Below are 20,241 nucleotides of genomic sequence, written 5' to 3'. Positions count from 1 at the left end.
AGCCGTCGCCTCCTTAACCCTTCACGCCGGCGGCCGTCCACCCATCCGGTCGCCCAGGTACCGGACATCGTGGAGGCTGGTTTCCGAAAGAATGAGTTCGCGGTTGGCAATGATGTGGCGGTAGTCCCCGGTATAGAGCACTGTGCCGTCGATCGCCGTGGCGACATCGTGGGCGTCGAGGAGCACCTCGCAGTCGTCGTAGTCGTCGATGACCGCACTGAACCGGTTCCAGATCTCGCGGTAGGGTTCCGTTCGCGCGTGAAGCGCCAGCGCCTCCCGGTCGTCGAGGACAGAGCGCCGCTGCTGGCAGAGCCCTTCATACCACTCTTTCACCGCGAGGAGTTTCTTGTGGGCCGCTGCCGGCTGCTCGCGACAGAGTTCGGCAACATGCCGGAGAAGCGGGACGATCTTCCACCCCCGGCTCTCGGCTTCGGCGAGGAGGGTATCTGCCGAACCGTCCCTTTTTAAGTGCGCAACCGCCCGCCGGAACTCGCGAACGAGATTCTGCTGGATGGTGCGGCACCGTCCTCCCGTCCCGTCCCCGAAACACTCGGCCCAGACCCCTGTGCTGGAATGGTTCGGCTCCGGGTCATCGAAGACATCCGCGGCCTCGGTGCCCCAGGTGTCGGCGACGTGAAAATAGTACCCGATGAGAACGTTACTGTCGAGGAAATAGGGCAGGTTACCTCCTCCCTGCCGGAGACTCGCTGCACGCGAGATCGCGAGAGATGCGCATTGCCATATCGACAAGAGTGAGGACCTCGCCATCGGAATCCGGTGGGGGCGAGGGGGGGTTATCGCGGGTGATCGCGTCCCGCTCGGCGTTGAAGCGCCGCTCCGCGGTGTCGCAGAACTCCTGCAACTGCTCCTCCCGATACACACCCGGGATCATATGCGTCGTGACGACATGCGAGACGAAACAGAGGGCATCGCAGCCTTCGGTCGCAAGTGCGGGGGCGTGCGAAGGGTTGTGCCGGAGCATCGAGCGGTAGGCGTCGTCCCACGCCAGGTATGCGTCGTAGAAGATCTCCAGGGCGGGCAGGGGATACGCCGCGATGAAGCTGTCTAAGATCTCCTCAACGGTGGCAATCCGCTCCGCATTCAGAGGGTGGAGCGCATTGCTAACTTCCGTGGAGAGAGGGAGGATGCCGGTGCAGACCGTGCGCTCGAAGCCGTCGGCGTGCAGGCCGGACTGTTCCAGATACATCCTCTCGCGACGATTCAACTGGAAGTAATCGAGAGGAATATCTTCTCCGTCTGAAAACTCCTTCCAGAGGCGGAAGTAGTGGGAAATATCACTGATGAGATCCGTTTTCTTGAACTTCATCCACTGGAGCACCGACTCGAGGAGGACTCGCTCGTAAGGTGTAAAGATCGTGAGGTCTGCCTTGCTCTTGGGCCTGTATTCGTATGACTCGTAGGTGTTTCTCCGGAAAGAACCGCCCGGCACTCTCCTTCCCGTATGCGCATTTGCTGTTGGCGCCTTCACATCGAAATATGCGTTCGATTCGGACGTCAACTGGAACGCCGCAGCCTCGGCAGGTCCTTTCGGCATGCGGATGTAGGTCGTCCCGCAGAGTGTTGTTCCTCTCTGGTTGTAGTAGATGAGGTCCACGAAGAAGATGAACTTCAGGAGCTTCGTCCGGCCGATGCGGCCGTCGCGCTCCACCGCGTATAGCAACGCATTGATCAACTTCTGCTTCCGCATCTTATCACCTTGGCCCTGAAGCTTCCGCTATAACCCGGAAACAAGTCTGTATGCGTGCGTATTACAGGTAATAAAAGATAACTCTTTCTGAACGCAGGTATGAAGGCGCGATTGGCGACTGGCCGGGTCATCAAGGATCAGGTATCTCCCCTCGCAGAGGCGGAGAATCGTCGCCTCAACTATCTTCCTCGGCGCTTTCCGCACAGATCTTACCGGGATCGATGGGGTGGTTTCTCCGGGGATCTGCACTCCAGATTACATGCTGGTTACATGCCCCGCAAAGCGATATACGAGGAGATAGGACGATGCAGTGCACGATCTGGAGTTTTACGATGAGGGGAGGCCTGTTCCTGCGCGAAGGTCTGCACCGGCTCGCCGACGAGTACGCCCGCGAGAAAAGGGGTGCCGGCTCTCCTCCCTGATGGAAGAAGGCAGCAATGCAATGTGGCCGTGTGCGGATCGAGCGATCTTTTTTCCCGCCGGAGGGGTGAGATGAAGGGCCATCCAATGTTTTTTTTCGTTATCTTTTCCTGAAGAACCTCAAAGAATTAATTTATCGATAAATCCGGCTGCAATATCAACCGGATTGACATTTTATTAAATTAAATTTCACGATTTCTCTGAACCCCTTTGCCTGAATGGTATCACAAAGTTAATTTATCGATAAACAAGACTTCAATATCAAACCGATTGGCATTTTGTTGAATTATCGCCCTTCGTGTGCCTTGCCGATGAGTGAAAACGAATATCTGACCCGTAAATCGAGGATCGATCCGAAGTTACGGGTGGCTGGCTGGGATGTCGTTCCCTACAGAGAAGGCAGTTCGCTCAGTGTATACGAACGGTGTGCTATCGAGGAGTATCCGACCGAGAACGGCCCTGCCGACTATGCCCTCTGTGTCAACGGAGAAATCCTGGGGATTGTCGAGGCGAAGAAAGTCTCGCTGGGGCCGCAGAGTGTTCTTGTGCAGGCGGAGCGGTATGCGCGCGGGATCACCGATACTTCGTTCAACTGTGACGGCATCCGCGTCCCGTTTCTCTATGCAACCAACGGCGAGGTGATCTGGTATCGCGATGCACGGCACCCACGGAACCGTTCGCGGGAGATTGCGGGATTCCATTCGCCGGATGCTGTGCTGGAACGCCTGCAGAGCGATATCGATCGAGAGTGTTTGCAGTTCTCCACGGTCCCGGATAATCCCCGGATGCGTCCCTATCAGCGCGAAGCCTGCAATGCCATCGGAAATGCGATCGCAGAGCGCCATCGGGCAATGCTGGTTGCGATGGCGACCGGGACGGGTAAGACGTTCACGATGGTCAACCTCGTCTACCGCCTGATGAAAGCGGGTGTGGCAAAGCGCGTCCTCTTCCTCGTCGACCGGCGGGCTCTCGCGGCGCAGGCGGTGCGTGCATTCGCCTCGTTCGATACCGAGCAGGGGTTGAAGTTCGACAAGACCTACGAGGTCTATAGCCAGCAGTTCCACCGCGGCGACCTGGACGACGACGATCCCTTCGATATCACGGTGCTGCCGAACGCCTACCTCACCGATCCACAGCCCGGACATGCCTTTGTGTATGTCTCGACCATCCAGCGGATGACCATCAACCTCTTCGGCAGGGCTGCCGCCTTCCCCTGCACGGAGGAGGCGGAAGAAGACGCCGAGAAGATGGATATCCCGATCCACGCCTTCGATCTCATCATTGCAGATGAGTGCCACCGCGGGTATACCTCGCAGGAGATGTCGATCTGGCGCAGCACGCTCGACCACTTCGACGCGATAAAGATCGGGCTCACCGCGACGCCCGCCTCGCATACGATGGCCTACTTCAAGCACAAGGTCTACGAGTATCCCTACGAGCGGGCTGTCGGGGAAGGCTACCTGGTCGATTACGATCTCGTTGCCATCGAGTCCAGCGTCCGGATGCAGGGGATCTTCCTCAAGGAAGGCGAGACTGTCGATCTCGTCGACCCCGAGACCGGACAGAAGACGCTCGATATCTTAGAAGACGAGCGTGAATACCCCTCGGAACAGATCGAGCGGAGTATCACATCGATCGACTCGAACCATAAGATCCTCGAAGAGATCAAGCGATACGCTGATGAGCACGAGGAGCGCTACGGCCGCTTCCCGAAGACCCTAATCTTTGCCGTCCAGGACATCCCGCATACATCCCATGCGGATCAACTGGTCGATGCCGCCCGCGAGGTCTTCGGGAGAGAGGATGCGTTCGTCCAGAAGATCACCGGCAAGGTCGACCGCCCCCTGCAGAGAATAAGGGAGTTTCGGAATCGGAAACTACCGGGAATCGTCGTCAGCGTCGATCTCCTTTCGACCGGCGTGGATATCCCCGACCTCGAATACATCGTCTTCCTCCGGCCGGTGAAGTCCCGTATTCTCTTTGAGCAGATGATGGGGAGAGGCACGCGCAAAGGGGAGCATCACCCGGACAAATCGCACTTTACCGTCTTCGACTGTTTCGGCGGGACGCTGATCGACTACTTCCGGCAGGCCACCGGTATCACAGCCGAACCGCCGCAGAGGGAGGCAAAGCCGATCACGAAGATCATCGACGATATCTGGAACAACCGGGACCGCGCCTACAACCTCCGCGTGCTCGTCAAGCGCCTGAACCGGATCGACAAGGAGATGTCGGGGGAGGCGCGGGACCTCTTCCGGAAGTTCGTCGATAAGGGAGACCTGAAGCAGTTTGCCGTCTCTCTGCAACGCCGGCTGGAGGAGGACTTCACCGGGACGATGGAGATCCTCCGTGACCCTGACTTCCAGAACCTCCTGGTAAACTATCCCCGGCCCCCCCGGACGTTCCTCATCGACTACCACACGCAGGACGGGGTGGCGTCGACCTGGGTGGTGCGCGATTCGGCCGGGCAGGAGTACAAGCCGGCGGACTATCTCACCCTCTTCGCCCGGTTCGTCCAGGAGAACCCCGAGAAGATCGAGGCCATCCGGATCCTCCTCGACCGGCCGCAGGAGTGGAGTACGGACGCGCTTGCCGAACTGAAGGAGAAACTCACGGCGACACCGCAGCGGTTCACCATCGAGAACCTGCAGCGGGCGCACCAGGTGCATTACCAGAAGGCGCTCGTCGACATCATATCGATGGTGAAGCACGCCGCCCGCGAGGACGAGGAACTGCTCACCGCGGAAGAGCGGATTGATCGGGCGTTTGCGGCGATCGTGGATGGAAAGAACTTCACCGCAGAGCAGGCTGCATGGCTGGATCGTATCCGCGCTCATTTAACCCTTAACCTCTCAATAGATGAGGAAGACTTTGAGATCATCCCCGTCTTCGCCGATCACGGCGGTTGGGGACGGGCAAACCGCGTTTTTGGAAACCGGCTCTCAAGACTTCTTCACGAGTTGAATGAGGCTATTGCGGCATGAGTGACGTCGTACAGAAACTCTGGGGATTCTGCCATACGCTGAGGCACGAAGGGATCGATTACGGCGACTACATCGAGCAGATCACCTACCTGCTCTTTCTCAAGATGGCCGACGAGCGCGGCGTCGAGCTTCCCGAGGGCTGCGACTGGACCGCGCTCAAAGAGCAGTCCGGGACCGACCTCACCGAGCACTATGCCGACCTGCTCCGCACCCTCGGCAAGGCCGAGGGGTTGCTCGGCGACATCTTCGCCGGTGCGCTCTCCCGCTTCCACAACCCGGTGAACCTCAAGAAGTTGATCGGGGTGATCGACGAGACCGAGTGGACCGGGCTCGACGTCGACGTGAAGGCCGCCGCGTTCGAGGGGCTGCTTGAGAAGGCCGCAAGCGAGGGGAAGAAGGGTGCCGGGCAGTACTTCACCCCGCGTATCCTCATCCAGACGATCGTGCGGTGCACAAAACCCGACCCGCGTAAGAGCCGCGAGCTCACCATCACCGATCCCGCCTGTGGAACCGGCGGGTTCCTGGTCTGCGCCTATGAGTGGCTGAAGGCGGTGACCGGCGGCGGGGCGTTCGACCGGGATCTTGCGCCGCGTATCCGGAAAGGCACCTACTTCGGGCAGGAACTCGTCGAGCGCCCGCGGCGGCTGGCGTTGATGAACCTCTACCTGCACGGCATCGAGCCGGAGATCAAACTGGGCGACTCGATCTACGAGGTGCCCGACTCCCGGCGGTTCGATGTGGTGCTGACCAATCCTCCCTTCGGCACGAAGGGCGCGAACCAGGCACCGCACCGGGAAGACTTCGTGGTGGAGACGAGCAACAAGCAGCTCAACTTCATCCAGCACGTGATGACGATCTTGAAGCCCGGCGGCCGTGCGGCGGTCGTGGTGCCGGACAACGTCCTCTTCGCGGACGCGGCGGGCGAGGTCTTCAAGGTGCTCTGCGAGGACAACGATCTGCATACGGTTCTCCGGCTGCCGGACGGGACGTTCACCCCTTACTCGCCGGGGACGAAGACGAACGTGATCTTCTTCACGAAGGGCATCCCGACCGATCACACCTGGGTCTACGACGGACGGACGAACGTGCCGGGGATCACGAAGAAGGACCGGCCGCTCACGAAGGAGCATTTTGCGGAGTTCGAGCGCTGCTACGGCGAGGACCCGAACGGGAGGTCGCCCCGCCGGCCCGAAGACTCGGCGGAAGACCGCTGGAGGTCGTTCCATATCACCGAACTCAAGGAGCGGGACTACAAGATCGACTCGCTGAAGTGGCTGCGGGATGATTCGCTCTCGGACGGTGATGACCTGCCGGCCCCGGAGGAACTGGCCGCGGAGGCGATCGACGAACTTGAGGCCGCGGTGGAGGAACTGAACGCGATCCTTGAGATGATGGGGAACGGGTATGCCAGAGAGGAGTGAGGTGCCGGAGGGGTGGGAATACGCAAATCTCGGCACTGTTGCAGAATTAATTAGCGGATCGGGGTTTCCACTAGAATATCAAGAAAAGACCGGGCAAAAATATCCCTTTTATAAAGTTGGAAACCTGGGCGAAGTAAAATCAGGACAGTATCTCACCGAATCGAAGCATACGATTAGTGAGGATACTGCATCTGAGTTACGGGCAAAAATAATTCCGAAAGACTCTATTGTCTTTGCAAAAATCGGAATGGCTATAGCTCTTAATCGACGACGGCTGATTGGAGTTCCGAGTTGTATCGATAATAATATGATGGCGGCTGTACCTAATACCTCGATACTATCGCAATACTTACTACGATTTCTTGAAACCATCGATTTTATGCAATATTCGCAAGCCACAACTGTCCCGAGCCTTCGTCGAACAGACTTAGCAGAAATTAAAGTTCCTCTCCCACCCCTCGCCGAACAGCACCGCATCGTCGCCGCCATCGAGGCGCTGTTTGCACGGCTGGACGCCGCGAACGCCCGCCTTGAGCGCGTGCCGGGCATTCTCAAGCAATTCCGGCAGGCGGTGCTCGCCGCCGCGTGCGATGGGCGGCTGACGGAGGATTGGCGGGCTGAAAATCCTAACAGGGAGAATGGAAGCGTCATAATAAGCAGGATTGTTGCCGAACGAAAACATCAGAGTGTAATAGGGAACAAAAACAAAGAGCGGATAGTTACCCCTAAAATAATTCAGAATGGGTATGAAGAATATTTTGAAATACCATCCTCGTGGCTTTGGGTTAATTTCGGCACGGTTTTAGGTGAAATAAAGAACGGCATTAGTATAAAGCCGCACAATGACCCTCCAGGAGACCGAATTCTTCGGATTAGTGCTCTTCGTGCACGAAATGTGAATCTGAGCGATTACCGATACCTCCGAAACTCTGAGATACACATTAAATCGTATCAATTAGAGGATAATGATTTACTATTTACAAGATATAGCGGGAGTGAGGAGTTTGTAGGTATTTGTGGATTAGTGCGTGGTCTAAAAGACAATGTGATTCTATATCCTGATAAATTGATAAGAGTCAGATTTGATCACCAACAGATTCTACCAAATTACGTCGAATTATTCTACCTAAATGGGTTTGCGCGTCAAATGATTATCGACTCCTCAAAATCTTCTGCTGGTCAAAGAGGCATCAGTGGCAAGAATATCAGGGATCTACCCCTTGCACTCCCACCCCTCCCCGAACAACACGAGATTGTCCGCCGGGTCGATGCCCTCTTTGCCCTTGCCGACCGGATCGAGGCCGAAGTCGCCGCGGCACGCGCAAAGACCGAAACGATGCGGCAGTCCATCCTCGCCCGGGCATTCTCTGGCCGGCTGGTCCCCACCGAAGCAGAACTCGCCCGGCGGGAGGGACGCGAGTACGAGCCGGCATCGGTGCTGCTTGAGCGGATACGGTCGGGGGAGAGAGCGAAGAAAGCGGGAAAAGAATCTCAGTCCACGTTGACATGAAGGCGCCGGGATCTTCGAGAAGGAGATCTTCGACCTCGGAGAGCGGGAGGGAGATCGGTTCCCGCCGGCCACCGGGGTACAGCGCCACCTCGATCAGCCTTTTTAGCATCCTCGCCGGAGCGGTCACGCTGCATCCCGCCCGGCGCTCATCCTCAATTGGTTTTCTTATCTATCGTATCGTTCATTCATCGTTCATTCATCGTTCATTCATCGTTCATTCATCGTTCATTCATCGTTCATTCATCGTTCATTCATCGTTCATGTATCCACGCCAGGTTGGGCATCTACCTTGTTTTCGGCCTGGATCAGCCGCTTATTCGCCGGAGCGCTCTGGAAATGCCTTCGATTCATCGTGACCTCTCCCGCAGGATATATCGTGTATTCCTCCTCGACGTGCCCACCTGCTCCAGGATACCGCGGTCAACCAGGCCCTTGAGATCCCTGAAAGCCGTCGGTGCCGAGACGCCGGTGAGTGATTGATAGACACCGCTCGTGATACTCCCCTCGGCCTTGATCCGCTCCACCGCAAGGATCTGCCGTTCACTCAGTTCCATCTTCTGAAGATAACTCGCGCTCAGCGTATCCATCCGCATCGTCAGGGTGAACCCGAGCGAGGTGCTCGCGAAGGCGGGAACCGGCATACCGGCATCGCGGAAGGCCGTGATGATCCGCTCAACCCCTGACCCGTAGCGTTCGACAAGCCCGGCACGGTAGAAGATATCAGCAACCTTCGGGTTGCGGTGAAAGGAGTAGTGCTCCTGTATGATCATCTCAACGGTGACACCTTCGGGAAGATGGCCGGGATTGTGAAAGCGGATATGGTCGTCAAAGATCTTGACCTGCGTCTGGATCGTGTTGTTGAAGTAATCGCGGTGGATAAGCGCGTTGAGAAGCGCCTCCCGGATCGCCAAAAGTGGGTAGTCCCAGATCTCTCTCCTCTGGAAGGACTCTCGCATCGCCTCCTCTGAGATGTCGTACCTGACGCCGAGATACTGCTTGATAATCCGCTCGCCCTCCTCGAACTGCTGGAAGAGATTGCCCCCGATCTCGTGGTCGCCGATGATGATATCCGCCCGCTTGAACCGCCCGATCCGGAGGATGCAGTTCAAGAAATACCGCTGCGGGTTCTTGCCGAAGAGGGCGATGGCGCCGTTGCTGATCCCTCCGTCCCTGGCAAGCCCGAGTCGAGAGAGCACTGTCTCTACTGATTCGGCCGGATCGACAGAAGTGAGTCGGCCCGTCGCATTTGCCCGTGCAAGGAAACGCCGCACCGTCTCTTCGTCGATCTCATCGAACGAGTACGGCCCGGTGACGCTGTCCCACTCAATGCTCTGCTGGAAGTACTCCCTGAGCTCGTCGGGGAGCATCTCGCGGGTTGTATCGCCGACACGGGTGTAGTACCGCCCGTCAAAGGCGACCGGAACGCGGCTCCGCTCGACAGTGACGATGACGATGGACTTCCCCTCGATCTCATGGATATCGATGACCGGATGAACGCCGAGCCGGGTGGTTATGCTGTCCGCGAGTTTCTTAACAGCGTTATTCCTCAGGTCGAGCCCGATGACGGCATGGTCATGGTCCCGGATTCCGATGACGGCGGCACCACCGGCGGTGTTGGCGAAGGCGGACAGGAGCCGGTAAAGGCTTGCGCTCACATCTTCCTTGAAGTCGATCTGCCGCCCTTCAAAGCGGGCGAGCAGGGAGTATAGGTCATCCACGCGCATCTCTCCTGATATCTTCCCTTTGTAGCATGGCGGAACTCCTCTCCGGTTGTACGTTCTTCTGCATGCCTGATCGGGTGAAAGGCAAAGTTGCCGAATTTCCTCCAGGATGAATGGCAGAGCAATGGTAACTCTATTTTTCTGCTGAAAATTTCTTTGTTTGTGGGATGGGATTATGATTTCGGTTTTAAGGCCCTGCTAAACGAGGAGATTCAGGAAATAGAGGGATATACCTCAAAAGTCCCTATGGTGGTGCACGCCACCGTTGACTGTCCATCGTTCACCTCACCCCCTCCCCCACCGTGGCGATACCCGGTGGGAGGCCATGCCGGCGTTTGACCTCAGGCGAACGTGCAGGAGTGCTCAGAATCATGGGGGATATTCTACAAAAGGAATGGGCCTGCCCGGATTCGAACCGGGGATCTTCGCCGTGTAAGGGCGACGTCATAACCAACTAGACCACAAGCCCCGTGGATGCCTTATAGTGTTTTGCACCGTGACGGATAAACGTGTTGCCTGCCGGTGATTCCGGGGGCGTCGTGCGCGGCATCTCCCGTCCTTTGTGGCTCATGCTCGCAGGGATGCTTTATTGGAATAGGCGGGAAGGAAGTTCGGACTCTGCAGACTTCGCGTTCTTCGCGGCTTCGCGTGAGGTAGCTGGCGCAGATAGCGATACAGTCTCACGCGAAGGACGCGAAGCCGCGAAGGGGAGTTGCTCTCAGATTAACCGATCATCGTGCTCTTCGCACCTGACGGTGCTCTAACTCCTTTCCCGCACCTTGCGGTGCTCAAGCTCCGTTCCTACGGAACGTCGCACCCTGCGGGAAAGTCGTTCTGCACGTGAGGTAATGGAGATTGCTGAGCCAATCACAAAAAAAAGAGTTCAGATGAACCCGAAGGACTTCAGCGTCACTTCGGGGTTGACGGCTCCCACGTGGTAGACGGCACCCTCGGAGAGCTCGTTGATGACGACCTCCGCCGGGGAGAAGAGCGAGGTGTCGATCTGGTAGAAGTCGAAGTTGGCTTCCTTGAAGATATCGTAGAACGGCTTCCCGTATCCCTTGGACTTGTTGCTCGGGATCTTGTCCAGGTAGTCCTTGATCTCGGGAGCGTTCATCGTCAGCATGATGCTGCCGTGGTAGATCGTCGCGTCGTTGGTGCTGCCCATCGCCTTCGTGCCGTCCTTCTTGACGGGCGCGATCGGGGCGTGGCCGATACCGGCGGTGATCTTCTTGGTATCGAAGCCGAGCTCGTTCAGCTTGTAGACCGCCGTCTCGACACAGCGGCCCGCGACCTGGATCGAGCCGACGAGGGAGGCCGTGGGGGCGACGACCGCGCAGGTGTTCGCCACGTCCACGTTGCAGGCCTCGGCGATGTTCTCCATCACCGCGGCGTTCGGGAGGTGGTCGCTCTCGAGGCAGATGACCGCGTAATCGAATTCGTCCTCGTAGTCAATGACCTCGTAGGTGTGCTTGGGCTTTAAGGAGAGCGCCCGTGCGGGGCCGCTCCCCATCGCGAAGTACTTGTTGACGCTGACCGTCCAGCCCGCTTTCTGGGCGCCGAGGCACGCAATCGACGGGAAGTCGGTGCTGACCTCAACGAACGGCATGGGGAACTCCTTGATCCGGCCCATCGTAATGTCGACCTCGCCAAGCCCGCCCATGCAGATCTCGGTGAACCGTCGCCCGGTCAGGTACCCGCCGGTTGTGCTGACGCCGCAGTCTACGACGCGTGCGCCGTTGTCGAGCTCGTGCGGGACGGCATGTAACTCCTCGGCGTATTCGAAGAGCTCCTCAAAAATATCCAGTGCCAGTTCGTTCACGCTGAGCATGTGGAAAACCTCATCAGAGTACAAACGCCGGGGGAACAGATAAGGATTATTAAATCGATTGCTCCTGTCCCAGGTGCTCCAGCACACGCCCGGGATCGTAACGGAGACTGATCAGCCTCGTTCGCCCCCTTCCCTGGCGGTAATGGAGGTTCAAGAGCCGCATCGCGTCGAATTTCTGGATGATCTCGTAGAACTTGGTGTAACTGACCCCTCCCACCTGCTCTTTTACGAAACGGTAGACGTCGCCGGCGTTCATCTCCTTATCGTCGCGGGCCGACATATCCGCGATCCTGGCCAGCACCTCCCGCTCCTCGGCCTTGAGCGCCCGGAGCGAGAACGCAAGGTGGAGGTAGCGGGAGACCTCGTAGGCCTTGCAGACGTCGTCCCGCTCGACAGCCCGGCGCGCTTCCCGCTCGGCGTTCAGGGCCGCACGCTTCAGGAGGTCGATACCGACGCGGAGGTCGCCGCTCTTCATCGTCTGCTCCACCACGAGATCCAGCATCTCGGTCTGGATAACGTTCGGGTAGAGTCCCTGCAGGACGCGCTCCTCGAGGATCCCGAAAACCTCTTCCTCCGAGTAAGGGGGGAAGTAGATCTCGGTGGGCCTGAAGACCGACGCCACCCGTGCGTCGACCTCGGTCTGCAGGGTGACGGACATGTCGCTGACGATGGCGATGACACCGATCCGCACGCCCGGATAGGCCTCGTGCGAGCGCAGCAGGGGATAGAGCACCTGGTTGATCTCGCTCTCGTAGAGGAGGTAGTTCGCGTCGTCGAGCGCCACGAGGAGTACCTGCTCTTCCCGCTGCAACGTCCTGGCTATGGCGTCGAACACCTGCTTGAACGACGTGCCTGACGCCGGCGCCGGGTGCCCGGTGACCCTGCGGTAGATCTGGGAGAAGATGGCGAACCTGGTGTTGTCGATCTGGCAGTTGATGTAGACGGGAATGAGTTTCTTCGTAGCCTCTTCGATCTGGACAAAAACCTTCTTCACGCTTGTCGTCTTCCCGGTTCCCGGGAGGCCGCGGCAGATGGTGTTGAGCGGCCTCGCTCCGCGCAGTCCGGGCTTGACCTGAAACGCGAGTTCCTGGATCTGGGCGTCACGATGGTTGAACTGCTCGGGGAGATAATCGATCTCGAAGACCTCCGGGTCCCGAAAAAGCGTCTCGTCCCACATGAGCAGGTTCTTCTTCATTATACAATCCTCGGGTACAGTAGTATTTATATCCTCCAGGTTGGCATTTCTTCATCGTGCGGAGCCTGCAGGAATTAGGGCTGTTCCATGCACTTCTTGCAGAGTGTTTTGCTCATGAAGAGCTGAGAGAGTTTTGCCTGTGATTTCGACACTCCCGCCCCGCAGACCTCACAGACGTCCTCCGCCGGAGCCCCGGACGGCTTCGCCGGGGTCGGTTCCTGTTGCGGCGGTGCCTGCACCGGAGCCGCCTCCGGCTGTGCGGCGGGCTTCTCCTCCGGTTTTTCGGGGGGCTTCAGTACCCGTGGCGGCTCCGGGTGCTCCGGTGCCGGGGGAATCGCCGCCTCGATGACCTCGGGCGAGGGACAGGTTTTCTCCTCCTCCCGGTGAATCGGTTCCGTCACCGGGGCAACCGGCTCAGGCGCCTTCTTCTCCGGGGCGGGTGCCTCTTGAACCGCGGGCCTGCCCGTGAGAACGCGGCGCCGGTATGCGTCCACACGCTCGGCGGTCGCCTGATCGCCGCGCCCGAGCCGGCCAAGGATCCCGTCGAGGAATGTGATAAGGTCGTCCACATCCTCGTGGGTCTCTACATCTCCTTCGACCTCGAGACGGAGATTTTCGTAGTTCTCGAGGTTGATGGTGATCCCGATGGTGACTTCCTTTTTTCTGGACATATATTCACGTAAATATTGTATTCCATTATATACAATTCCACCGGCGACCCGCATCGCCCCGCCGTTCGCCCCTTCGGGTCGCATTCCTCCGCCTTCGGTATCGAAGACGATCCGGGCCGGCAGCCGGCGGCACGATGGGGACTGGGGGTTGCCCCGGGTATCCGTGCCGGTTCCGGCCGCCGCCCGTTCGGGTGCCTGAAAACTCGTGTATGGCGGTGTATGGTCATTTCGCCGCGCATGGATTTTTATATCTCTGCTACTATACTCAGGAAAAGTTCCCGACACCTCTACCCGGTAGCCCGTACAATATGCCCGAGGAGCGTGATGATTGCCCACTTGCGTCAAAAAGCGCCGTTCCCATCCCGGCCACGCCCACCCGCCGCGGACCTGCCGGTCGTACTCCTGGTTGGCGTAGTTGCCGGCCTCCTGCTCGTCCAGAGTGTTGCTGCCGCATCCGTGGCGCCGATCGTTGTGGCGGCGAGCGACAGCAGTGCTGCAGCGGATGCGAACTACACCTGTGACGGCCTCGACGACCAGGTGGAGATCCAGGCAGCGCTCGCAGACCTCCCTGACGGCGGCACGGTCGTCCTCTCGGACGGCACGTTCAACTGTTCTGGTAGCCTCATCCCCGGCGCCGGAACGACGCTTCTCGGGCAGGGGCCAGAGGTAACGTCCATCGAGTTCAGCCGGAACGGGGTGCTCAACGTCTCGGAAGAGCGGGTCACCCTGGATGGGTTTCACATAGCGGGCTCGGGTTACGTGAATGCGAGCACGAACACGACCCTCGATCTCACCCCGTGGCTCGGGGTGCTCACCATCTACGCGAGCCACGCCCGGGTGTACAACGTCACGGGCACCGCCGACGCAAGCATCCAGGCAGTCTTCCTCCTGTTGCACAACCCGAACGTCTACGCCCCCGTCCTCGAAGACGTCGAGCTCGTCAACTGCCGGGCCGCGGACACCGGGACGTACGGGTTCCTCCATAACGCCTGGGGTTCAGAGAACACGACGATTAAAAACGTCCGATACGAGAACTGCGCCGCCGTTAACTGCGGGAGCGACGGCGCGTTCAACCAGTGGGTGACCGGGTTCAACTTCGCGGAGTTAAACGACATCGAGCGTCTCCGGGTGACGGACTGCCTCGCGGAGGGCAACATGGAGTCCGGGTTCCACTTCGAGTGGGATCCAGAGAAACGCGACTGCGTCTTCACCAACTGCGTGAGCCGGAACAACGGGCAAAAACCCTATCCCGACGACTACCTGGTGGGCGATCCTGACTTCTTCGGCGCCGGCTTCTACCTCCCGGGAGGGGAGGTGGCGCTGGTGAACTGCCGGGCAGAGGGGAACGGTGCGTTCGGGTTCTTTGTCATCAACCCGGAAGGCATGCTCCTCTACAACTGCACCGAGAGCGAGACCGGTCGTGATTCGACCGCCGGTGATTCCGCAAAACCCATATCCTACTGCATCCTCCAGTCCCTGCCCGTCACGAAGAGCCCGTCCATCGTGATGGATTACTGCCGGAGTCTCGATTCCTATGGCTGGAGCCTTTTCATCTGCGGCACGAAGAACGCGCTCATCAGGAACTTCACCATGACCAATCCGGCGGGCATCGATGGGATCGGCGCGATGCTGGGGTGCCCATCCCACGAACTCCCGGTAAACTCGACGATCGATGCGGGCATCTCCGACTCGGTCATCGATCTCGCCGCATCGGGAGACCGGCCACAGACGCTGGTCTATATCATCAACAACAGAAACGTCGAATACTCCGGGAGGGTCGTCTCCGATGCCCTCCGGCCGGTGGTGGCCGAGTGGACTCTGGCGGGGGATGTGGATCTGACCGATCTCGAAGTGCTGCCGGCCGGCGGTGCGGCATAGTTGCCGGGGCACCTGTGGTCTGAAATGCGTCGTGCGCGGATATTTGCGGTTCCGGGGGCTGCAGGGTCCGCTGTCCCCCCTGAACCCCTGGATGGAACCCTTCGGTTTGAGGGGGTCGGCTAAACCCTTAAATGGTACTTCCGTGCCATAGGGTATGAGCCGGGGTGAACGGCGTCACCGGGCACTCGCGGCCTCGTGCAATCTCCCGGCAACAGCAATAATGGGCAGGTCGTAGTTCCATGTCGGCAAGACTGCAACTGGGGGCCAGAGAACGGCGCATCCTCATCGCCATCGCGATCATACTCTCGGTGATCGTCGCCGTCGTGCTGATCATGCACTTTTACCCTCCGGTTCCGGTGCCCCCGCCCCCTCCTCCTCCACCCATCACCCCGATCCCGACAACTCCGGCGGTGCCCCCGGAGATCGCCGGGCCGACGATCGTCGTTGCAGCAAGCGACAGCAGCGCTACGGCGAAAGCCCGGGCCGACATCCAGTGCGACGGTACCGATGATCAGGTGGATATCCAGGCAGCGTTCGATGAACTATCATCGGGCGGCACGGTCGCTCTCCTCGATGGCACGTTTAACTGCGCCGGGAGCATCTACCCCGGTGCGAAGACCATGCTTCGCGGGGAGGGGGCGAATGCGACGTTCATCGAGTTCACCAATAACGGGCGGCTTCTTGTTCCCCATGAGTTCGTCACGCTCTACAACTTCCACGTCAGGGGCACCGGGTACCCGAAGGCCGGGGCCGACCAGTGGCTCGGCGTGGTCACCATCTATGCGAGCCATGCGAAGATCCTGGGTGTTGAGGGGACTGCTGATGCCAGCACCCAGGCGGTCTTCCTCCTGATGCACGACCCGGACGTCTACACCCCCACCCTCGAAGACATCGAGTTCGTCAACTGCAAGGCCGTGGACACCGGGACGTACGGGTTCCTCCATAACGCCTGGGGGACGGCGAACCGGGTTATCCGGGATGTCCGCTACGAGAACTGTGCTGCGATCAACTGTGGCAGGTTCGGAGCGTTCAACCCCTGGGTGACCGGGTTCGATTTTGCGGAGTTAAACGACATCGAGGGTCTCCGGGTGACGAACTGCCTTGCGGAAGGCAACCTGGAGTCCGGATTCCACTTCGAGTGGGACCCTGAGAAGCGGGACTGCCTCCTCACAAACTGCATCAGCCGCAACAACGGGCAGAAAGACTATCCTACAAAGCCCTATCGGGAGGACGACCGATCCACGCACTACTTCGGATGCGGCTACTACGCCCCACGGGGGGATATCACCTTCATCAACTGTTACTCCGAGGGAAACAGCCGGCACGGGTTCTACGCGACGAACGGGGGCAAACTCTACAACTGTGTCGACCGAAACGTCGGGGTCGAGAAGACCGATTATCGGATTGTGCAGCCGGCATCGTTCTACGCCGCCCCGACGCGTTCGATTGCCCCGTCGCTCGTGCTCGAGAACTGTTCGAGCATCGACTCGTGCGGCTACGGCCTCCACATCGACCTTGCGAGCGACGTCTGGATCAAGAACTTTCACCTGGAGAATCCGGCCGGAATCGATGGAAAAGCGACGAACCTCGGGGGATCACAGGGGGGCCCGCTGGCAAACTCCGTGGTCAACATCTATGCATCGGGTGACCGGGCTGAGACGCTTATATGGGCAAGGAATAACGAAAATGTCGAGTATTCGGGCAGGATCGTCTCGGACTCGTCAAAGCCGTTCGTGATCGAGGGCGATCGCACCCAGAACGTCCGGGTCAAGGATATGGAGATCGTCTCCGCGAACCTCGCGCCGTTCACCAACGGCGTCATCCTCACGAATACAGTTCCTACCGGTGCGGTGACGTTTGAGAACGTGGCGGTCACCTCGGCTTCGCTCTGACCGTCTGTACATCCCCCGGATCGCCGGTGCTGTTTCCCCGGCTGATCCTGTTCTGGCGGGGGTGCGGCAGGGGGGTTGTTGCCGCCGCGGCCGACGGTCACGGACTCTCATGTGATTTCGTGAGTTTTATAATTCTTATCGTATTATAATGGATATTCAGGCCCCGTTCATCCTCCAGGAATGCCCCCGGGGATCCCCGGGCAGGGTGCGTATTCTGCGGCGGGTATGTATTAAATTCCAAATTTGTATATATTCTTTTTCGTCGGAACACAAATTCCCAAAATGGTGAAAATTGTTGATTACCTCGCTAATGCGAGCTTTTTTTAAAATTCAGCTCTTTCAAATAGGCCCACTTTATTTAAAAAACCTTTTAAAACACAACTATCAGATAATGGAGTATCTCCCAAGAGGTGAGATAATGCGAGATAGACGGACAACCAAGCTTCTTATTGCAGTGTTCCTGATCGTCGGGCTCGTCCCGATTGTCGGGGCACTCGAAGCGACTCCCACCACGATTGTCGCGGCAAGCGACAGCAGTGCGGCCGATAAAGCGGCGGCTGCCTACGTCTGTGATGGGGTCAACGATCACGTGGAGATCCAGGCAGCACTGAATGCCCTGCCGTCGTCCGGCGGTGTTGTCCTCCTCTCCAGTGGTACGTACAACTGTGCAGGGATCATTGCTCCTAAAGCAGGCTCCACCCTCAAGGGGGAGGGTGCAGACAAGACAAACCTTGTGTTCACCCGTGACGGACGCATCAACGTCGACCGTGAGCATGTCACGCTGGACGGGTTCCACATCAAGGGAACCGGCTACAGCAGCGGCGTCAAGTGGCTCGGTGTGATGAACATCCGTGCAAGCCACGCAAAGATCCACAACATCACGGGAACCGCTGATGCAAGCATCCAGGCGGTCTACCTCCTGATTCACGATCCGACCGTATACGCCCCGACCCTCGAAGATGTCGAGTTCGTCAACTGCAAGGCCGTGGACACCGGGACGTACGGGTTCCTCCACAACGCATGGGGTTCGACGAACAAGGTGATCAAGAACGTCCGCTACGACAACTGTCAGGCAATCAACTGCGGTAAGTTCGGAGCGTTCAATCCCTGGGTGACCGGGTTCAACTTTGCAGAATTGAACGACATGGATGGCCTTCACGTGAAGGACTGCTACGCGGAGGGCACCCTCGAGTCCGGGTTCCACTTCGAGTTCGACCCGAAGGTGACGAACGCCGTCCTCGAGAACTGCACGAGCAACAACAACGGGGTTAAGCCCTTCCCGACGCGTGCTTACCAGCAGAACGACATGTCGACCCACTACTTCGGGTGCGGCTACTACGCCCCGAACTGTGACGTGACGTTCATCAACTGCACCGCGGAGGGCAACTCCATGAACGGGTTCTACACGACGAACGGCGGGAAGCTCTACAACTGTGTCGAGAAGGACACCGGCATCGGGAGAACCGACTTCTCCTACCGGGTGCCCGCCGGCTACTACAGCATCCCGACCCGTTCGGTCAACCCCTCTACGGTGATGGAGAACTGCACGAGCATCAACTCGCGTGCGTTCGGTCTCCAGGTTGACCTCGCGAACAACGTCAAGATCCGGAACTTCCACCTGGTCGACCCGGTTGGGTACAACGGCAAGGGTTCCAGCCTCGGCGGCACGAACGGCCAGTTCGACAACTCCGAGGTGAGCATCTATGCATCCGGCAACCGCGTTGAGACGCTGGTCTGGGCGAAGGAGAACATTAACACTGTCTTCTCCGGTCAGATTGTCTCCGACTCCGCGAAGCCGTTCGTGATCGAGGGCTACAGGACCAAGAACGTCCTCGTGAAAGACATGGAGATCGTCTCTGAGACCCTCCCCGCCGGTTCCCCCGGCGTGACCATCGTCGGCACGGTTCCGGCAGGCCAGGCGACCCTCCAGAACGTGAAGGTGACGTCCACCGGCTCGCCGGCCCCGACCCCCACCCCAACCGTTCCCACCACCCCGGCTCCCTCCGGGAAGCCGGACCTTGTGGTGACCGACATCTCCTGGACGCCGGCGAAGCCCGCCTCCGGGGATGCGGTGACGATGAAGGCCACGATCAAGAACCAGGGCGACGCCCCGACGCCTGCGGGCACGAAACACGGCGTCCTCTTCACGTTCGATGACGGTGCCGCCGGGCCCGGTGTCTGGTCTGATGCCCACACCTCGCCGATCGCTCAAGGTGAATGGGTCACCGTGACCGCGAACGGCGGCTCTGCTGGTGCAACCTGGGCGGCCGTCGAAGGCACCCACACCGTGATGGCGCACGTCGACGACGTCAACCGGATTGCAGAAAGCAACGAGAACAACAACATCAGGAGTGAACAGATCACGGTCGCAAAGGCCGCGTCGGGGCCTACCCCGACCCCCACTCCCACCACGCCTGCCCCCTCCGGAAAGCCCGACCTCGTGGTGACCGACATCTCCTGGACGCCGGCGAAGCCCGCCTCCGGGGATGCGGTGACGATGAAGGCCACGATCAAGAACCAGGGCGATGCCCCGACGCCTGCGGGCACGAAACACGGCGTCCTCTTCACGTTCGATGACGGCGCGGCAGGCTCTGGCGTCTGGTCGGACACTCACGCCACGGCCATCGCTCCCGGTGCGTCGGTCACCGTGACCGCGAACGGCGGCTCGGCCGGTGCGACCTGGAAGGCCGTCGAAGGCACCCACACCGTGAAAGCGCATGTGGACGACGTCAACCGGATTGCAGAAAACAATGAGAACAACAACGTAATGAGCAAAGAGATCGTCGTTGGAAGCCTGCCGGCTCCCGTCAGGGGCGACCTTAACGGAGACGGCAACGTCGATTGGGTCGACGTGACGATCGCTGCCGAGATGGCGCAGAAAACAACTCCGTCCAACGCATCTGCTGACTTTAATGGAGACGGCACTGTGGACTGGAAGGATGTTGCCCTGATCGCCGACTTCTTCTTCGGCAGGACCTCTTCTCTCTAAAGCGTCTACCTGGAGGAGCGG

Annotated in this window: 12 protein-coding genes and 1 tRNA gene; 6 read left to right on the top strand and 7 right to left on the bottom strand. The window is 59.0% G+C overall.

Annotation, left to right across the window (positions count from 1 at the left end; genetic code table 11):
• Nucleotides 1-21: 21 nt before the first annotated feature.
• Nucleotides 22-750: a hypothetical protein gene (locus FGW20_RS04690; protein ID WP_301676934.1), complete on the bottom strand. Its 729-nt coding sequence runs from the start codon at nt 748-750 to the stop codon at nt 22-24.
• Nucleotides 683-1,708, bottom strand: coding sequence for a type II toxin-antitoxin system antitoxin SocA domain-containing protein (locus tag FGW20_RS04685; protein WP_301676933.1), 1,026 nt, complete (start codon nt 1,706-1,708; stop codon nt 683-685). Before FGW20_RS04685 ends, FGW20_RS04690 begins: the two co-directional genes overlap by 68 nt.
• 731 nt (nt 1,709-2,439) lie before the next feature.
• Here FGW20_RS04685 and FGW20_RS04680 point away from each other — a divergent pair.
• From FGW20_RS04680 to FGW20_RS04670, 3 genes are read left to right on the top strand one after another with little or no spacing between them, the layout of a single operon-like run.
• On the top strand, nt 2,440-5,112 hold the full coding sequence (locus FGW20_RS04680) for a type I restriction endonuclease subunit R (RefSeq protein ID WP_301676932.1): 2,673 nt from the start codon (nt 2,440-2,442) through the stop codon (nt 5,110-5,112).
• A complete protein-coding gene (locus tag FGW20_RS04675) occupies nt 5,109-6,533 on the top strand; it encodes a class I SAM-dependent DNA methyltransferase (protein ID WP_301676931.1) in 1,425 nt (474 codons plus the stop codon). Before FGW20_RS04680 ends, FGW20_RS04675 begins: the two co-directional genes overlap by 4 nt.
• On the top strand, nt 6,517-8,043 hold the full coding sequence (locus FGW20_RS04670; protein WP_301676930.1) for a restriction endonuclease subunit S: 1,527 nt from the start codon (nt 6,517-6,519) through the stop codon (nt 8,041-8,043). Before FGW20_RS04675 ends, FGW20_RS04670 begins: the two co-directional genes overlap by 17 nt.
• Nucleotides 8,044-8,390: 347 nt before the next feature.
• Here the strand turns inward: FGW20_RS04670 and FGW20_RS04665 are convergent, their stop codons facing one another.
• The 5 genes from FGW20_RS04665 to FGW20_RS04645 all read right to left on the bottom strand — a co-directional run bounded on the left by FGW20_RS04665 (nt 8,391) and on the right by FGW20_RS04645 (nt 13,461).
• Complete coding sequence (locus FGW20_RS04665; RefSeq protein ID WP_301676929.1) at nt 8,391-9,761, bottom strand: ATP-binding protein; 1,371 nt, start codon at nt 9,759-9,761, stop codon at nt 8,391-8,393.
• A gap of 398 nt (nt 9,762-10,159) precedes the next feature.
• A tRNA-Val gene (locus FGW20_RS04660) sits at nt 10,160-10,233 on the bottom strand.
• Between the two features lie 414 nt (nt 10,234-10,647).
• Nucleotides 10,648-11,595 carry a methenyltetrahydromethanopterin cyclohydrolase gene (gene mch, locus FGW20_RS04655; RefSeq protein ID WP_301676928.1) on the bottom strand — a complete coding sequence of 316 codons (948 nt, stop codon included), beginning with the start codon at nt 11,593-11,595 and terminating at the stop codon, nt 10,648-10,650.
• Between the two features lie 49 nt (nt 11,596-11,644).
• Nucleotides 11,645-12,790, bottom strand: a complete 1,146-nt coding sequence (locus tag FGW20_RS04650; protein WP_301676927.1) for an ORC1-type DNA replication protein — start codon at nt 12,788-12,790, stop codon at nt 11,645-11,647.
• A gap of 74 nt (nt 12,791-12,864) precedes the next feature.
• Entirely contained in the window at nt 12,865-13,461 is a 597-nt protein-coding gene (locus tag FGW20_RS04645) for a hypothetical protein (protein WP_301676926.1), read from the bottom strand.
• Between the two features lie 324 nt (nt 13,462-13,785).
• Here FGW20_RS04645 and FGW20_RS04640 point away from each other — a divergent pair, with 324 nt between their 5' ends.
• The 3 genes from FGW20_RS04640 (at nt 13,786) to FGW20_RS04630 (ending at nt 20,220) form a co-directional block, all read left to right on the top strand.
• The gene (locus FGW20_RS04640; RefSeq protein ID WP_301676925.1) at nt 13,786-15,339 is read left to right on the top strand and encodes a right-handed parallel beta-helix repeat-containing protein; all 1,554 of its coding nucleotides are present in this window, start codon (nt 13,786-13,788) and stop codon (nt 15,337-15,339) included.
• Between the two features lie 239 nt (nt 15,340-15,578).
• Nucleotides 15,579-17,231: a hypothetical protein gene (locus FGW20_RS04635; protein ID WP_301676924.1), complete on the top strand. Its 1,653-nt coding sequence runs from the start codon at nt 15,579-15,581 to the stop codon at nt 17,229-17,231.
• A 418-nt stretch (nt 17,232-17,649) separates the two neighbouring features.
• The gene (locus FGW20_RS04630; protein ID WP_301676923.1) at nt 17,650-20,220 is read left to right on the top strand and encodes a CARDB domain-containing protein; all 2,571 of its coding nucleotides are present in this window, start codon (nt 17,650-17,652) and stop codon (nt 20,218-20,220) included.
• Nucleotides 20,221-20,241: the final 21 nt, after the last annotated feature.

It is taken from the genome of Methanoculleus methanifontis (assembly GCF_030464365.1).
Lineage (GTDB): Archaea > Halobacteriota > Methanomicrobia > Methanomicrobiales > Methanoculleaceae > Methanoculleus > Methanoculleus methanifontis.
This window is presented reverse-complemented; position numbering and strand designations above follow the sequence as displayed.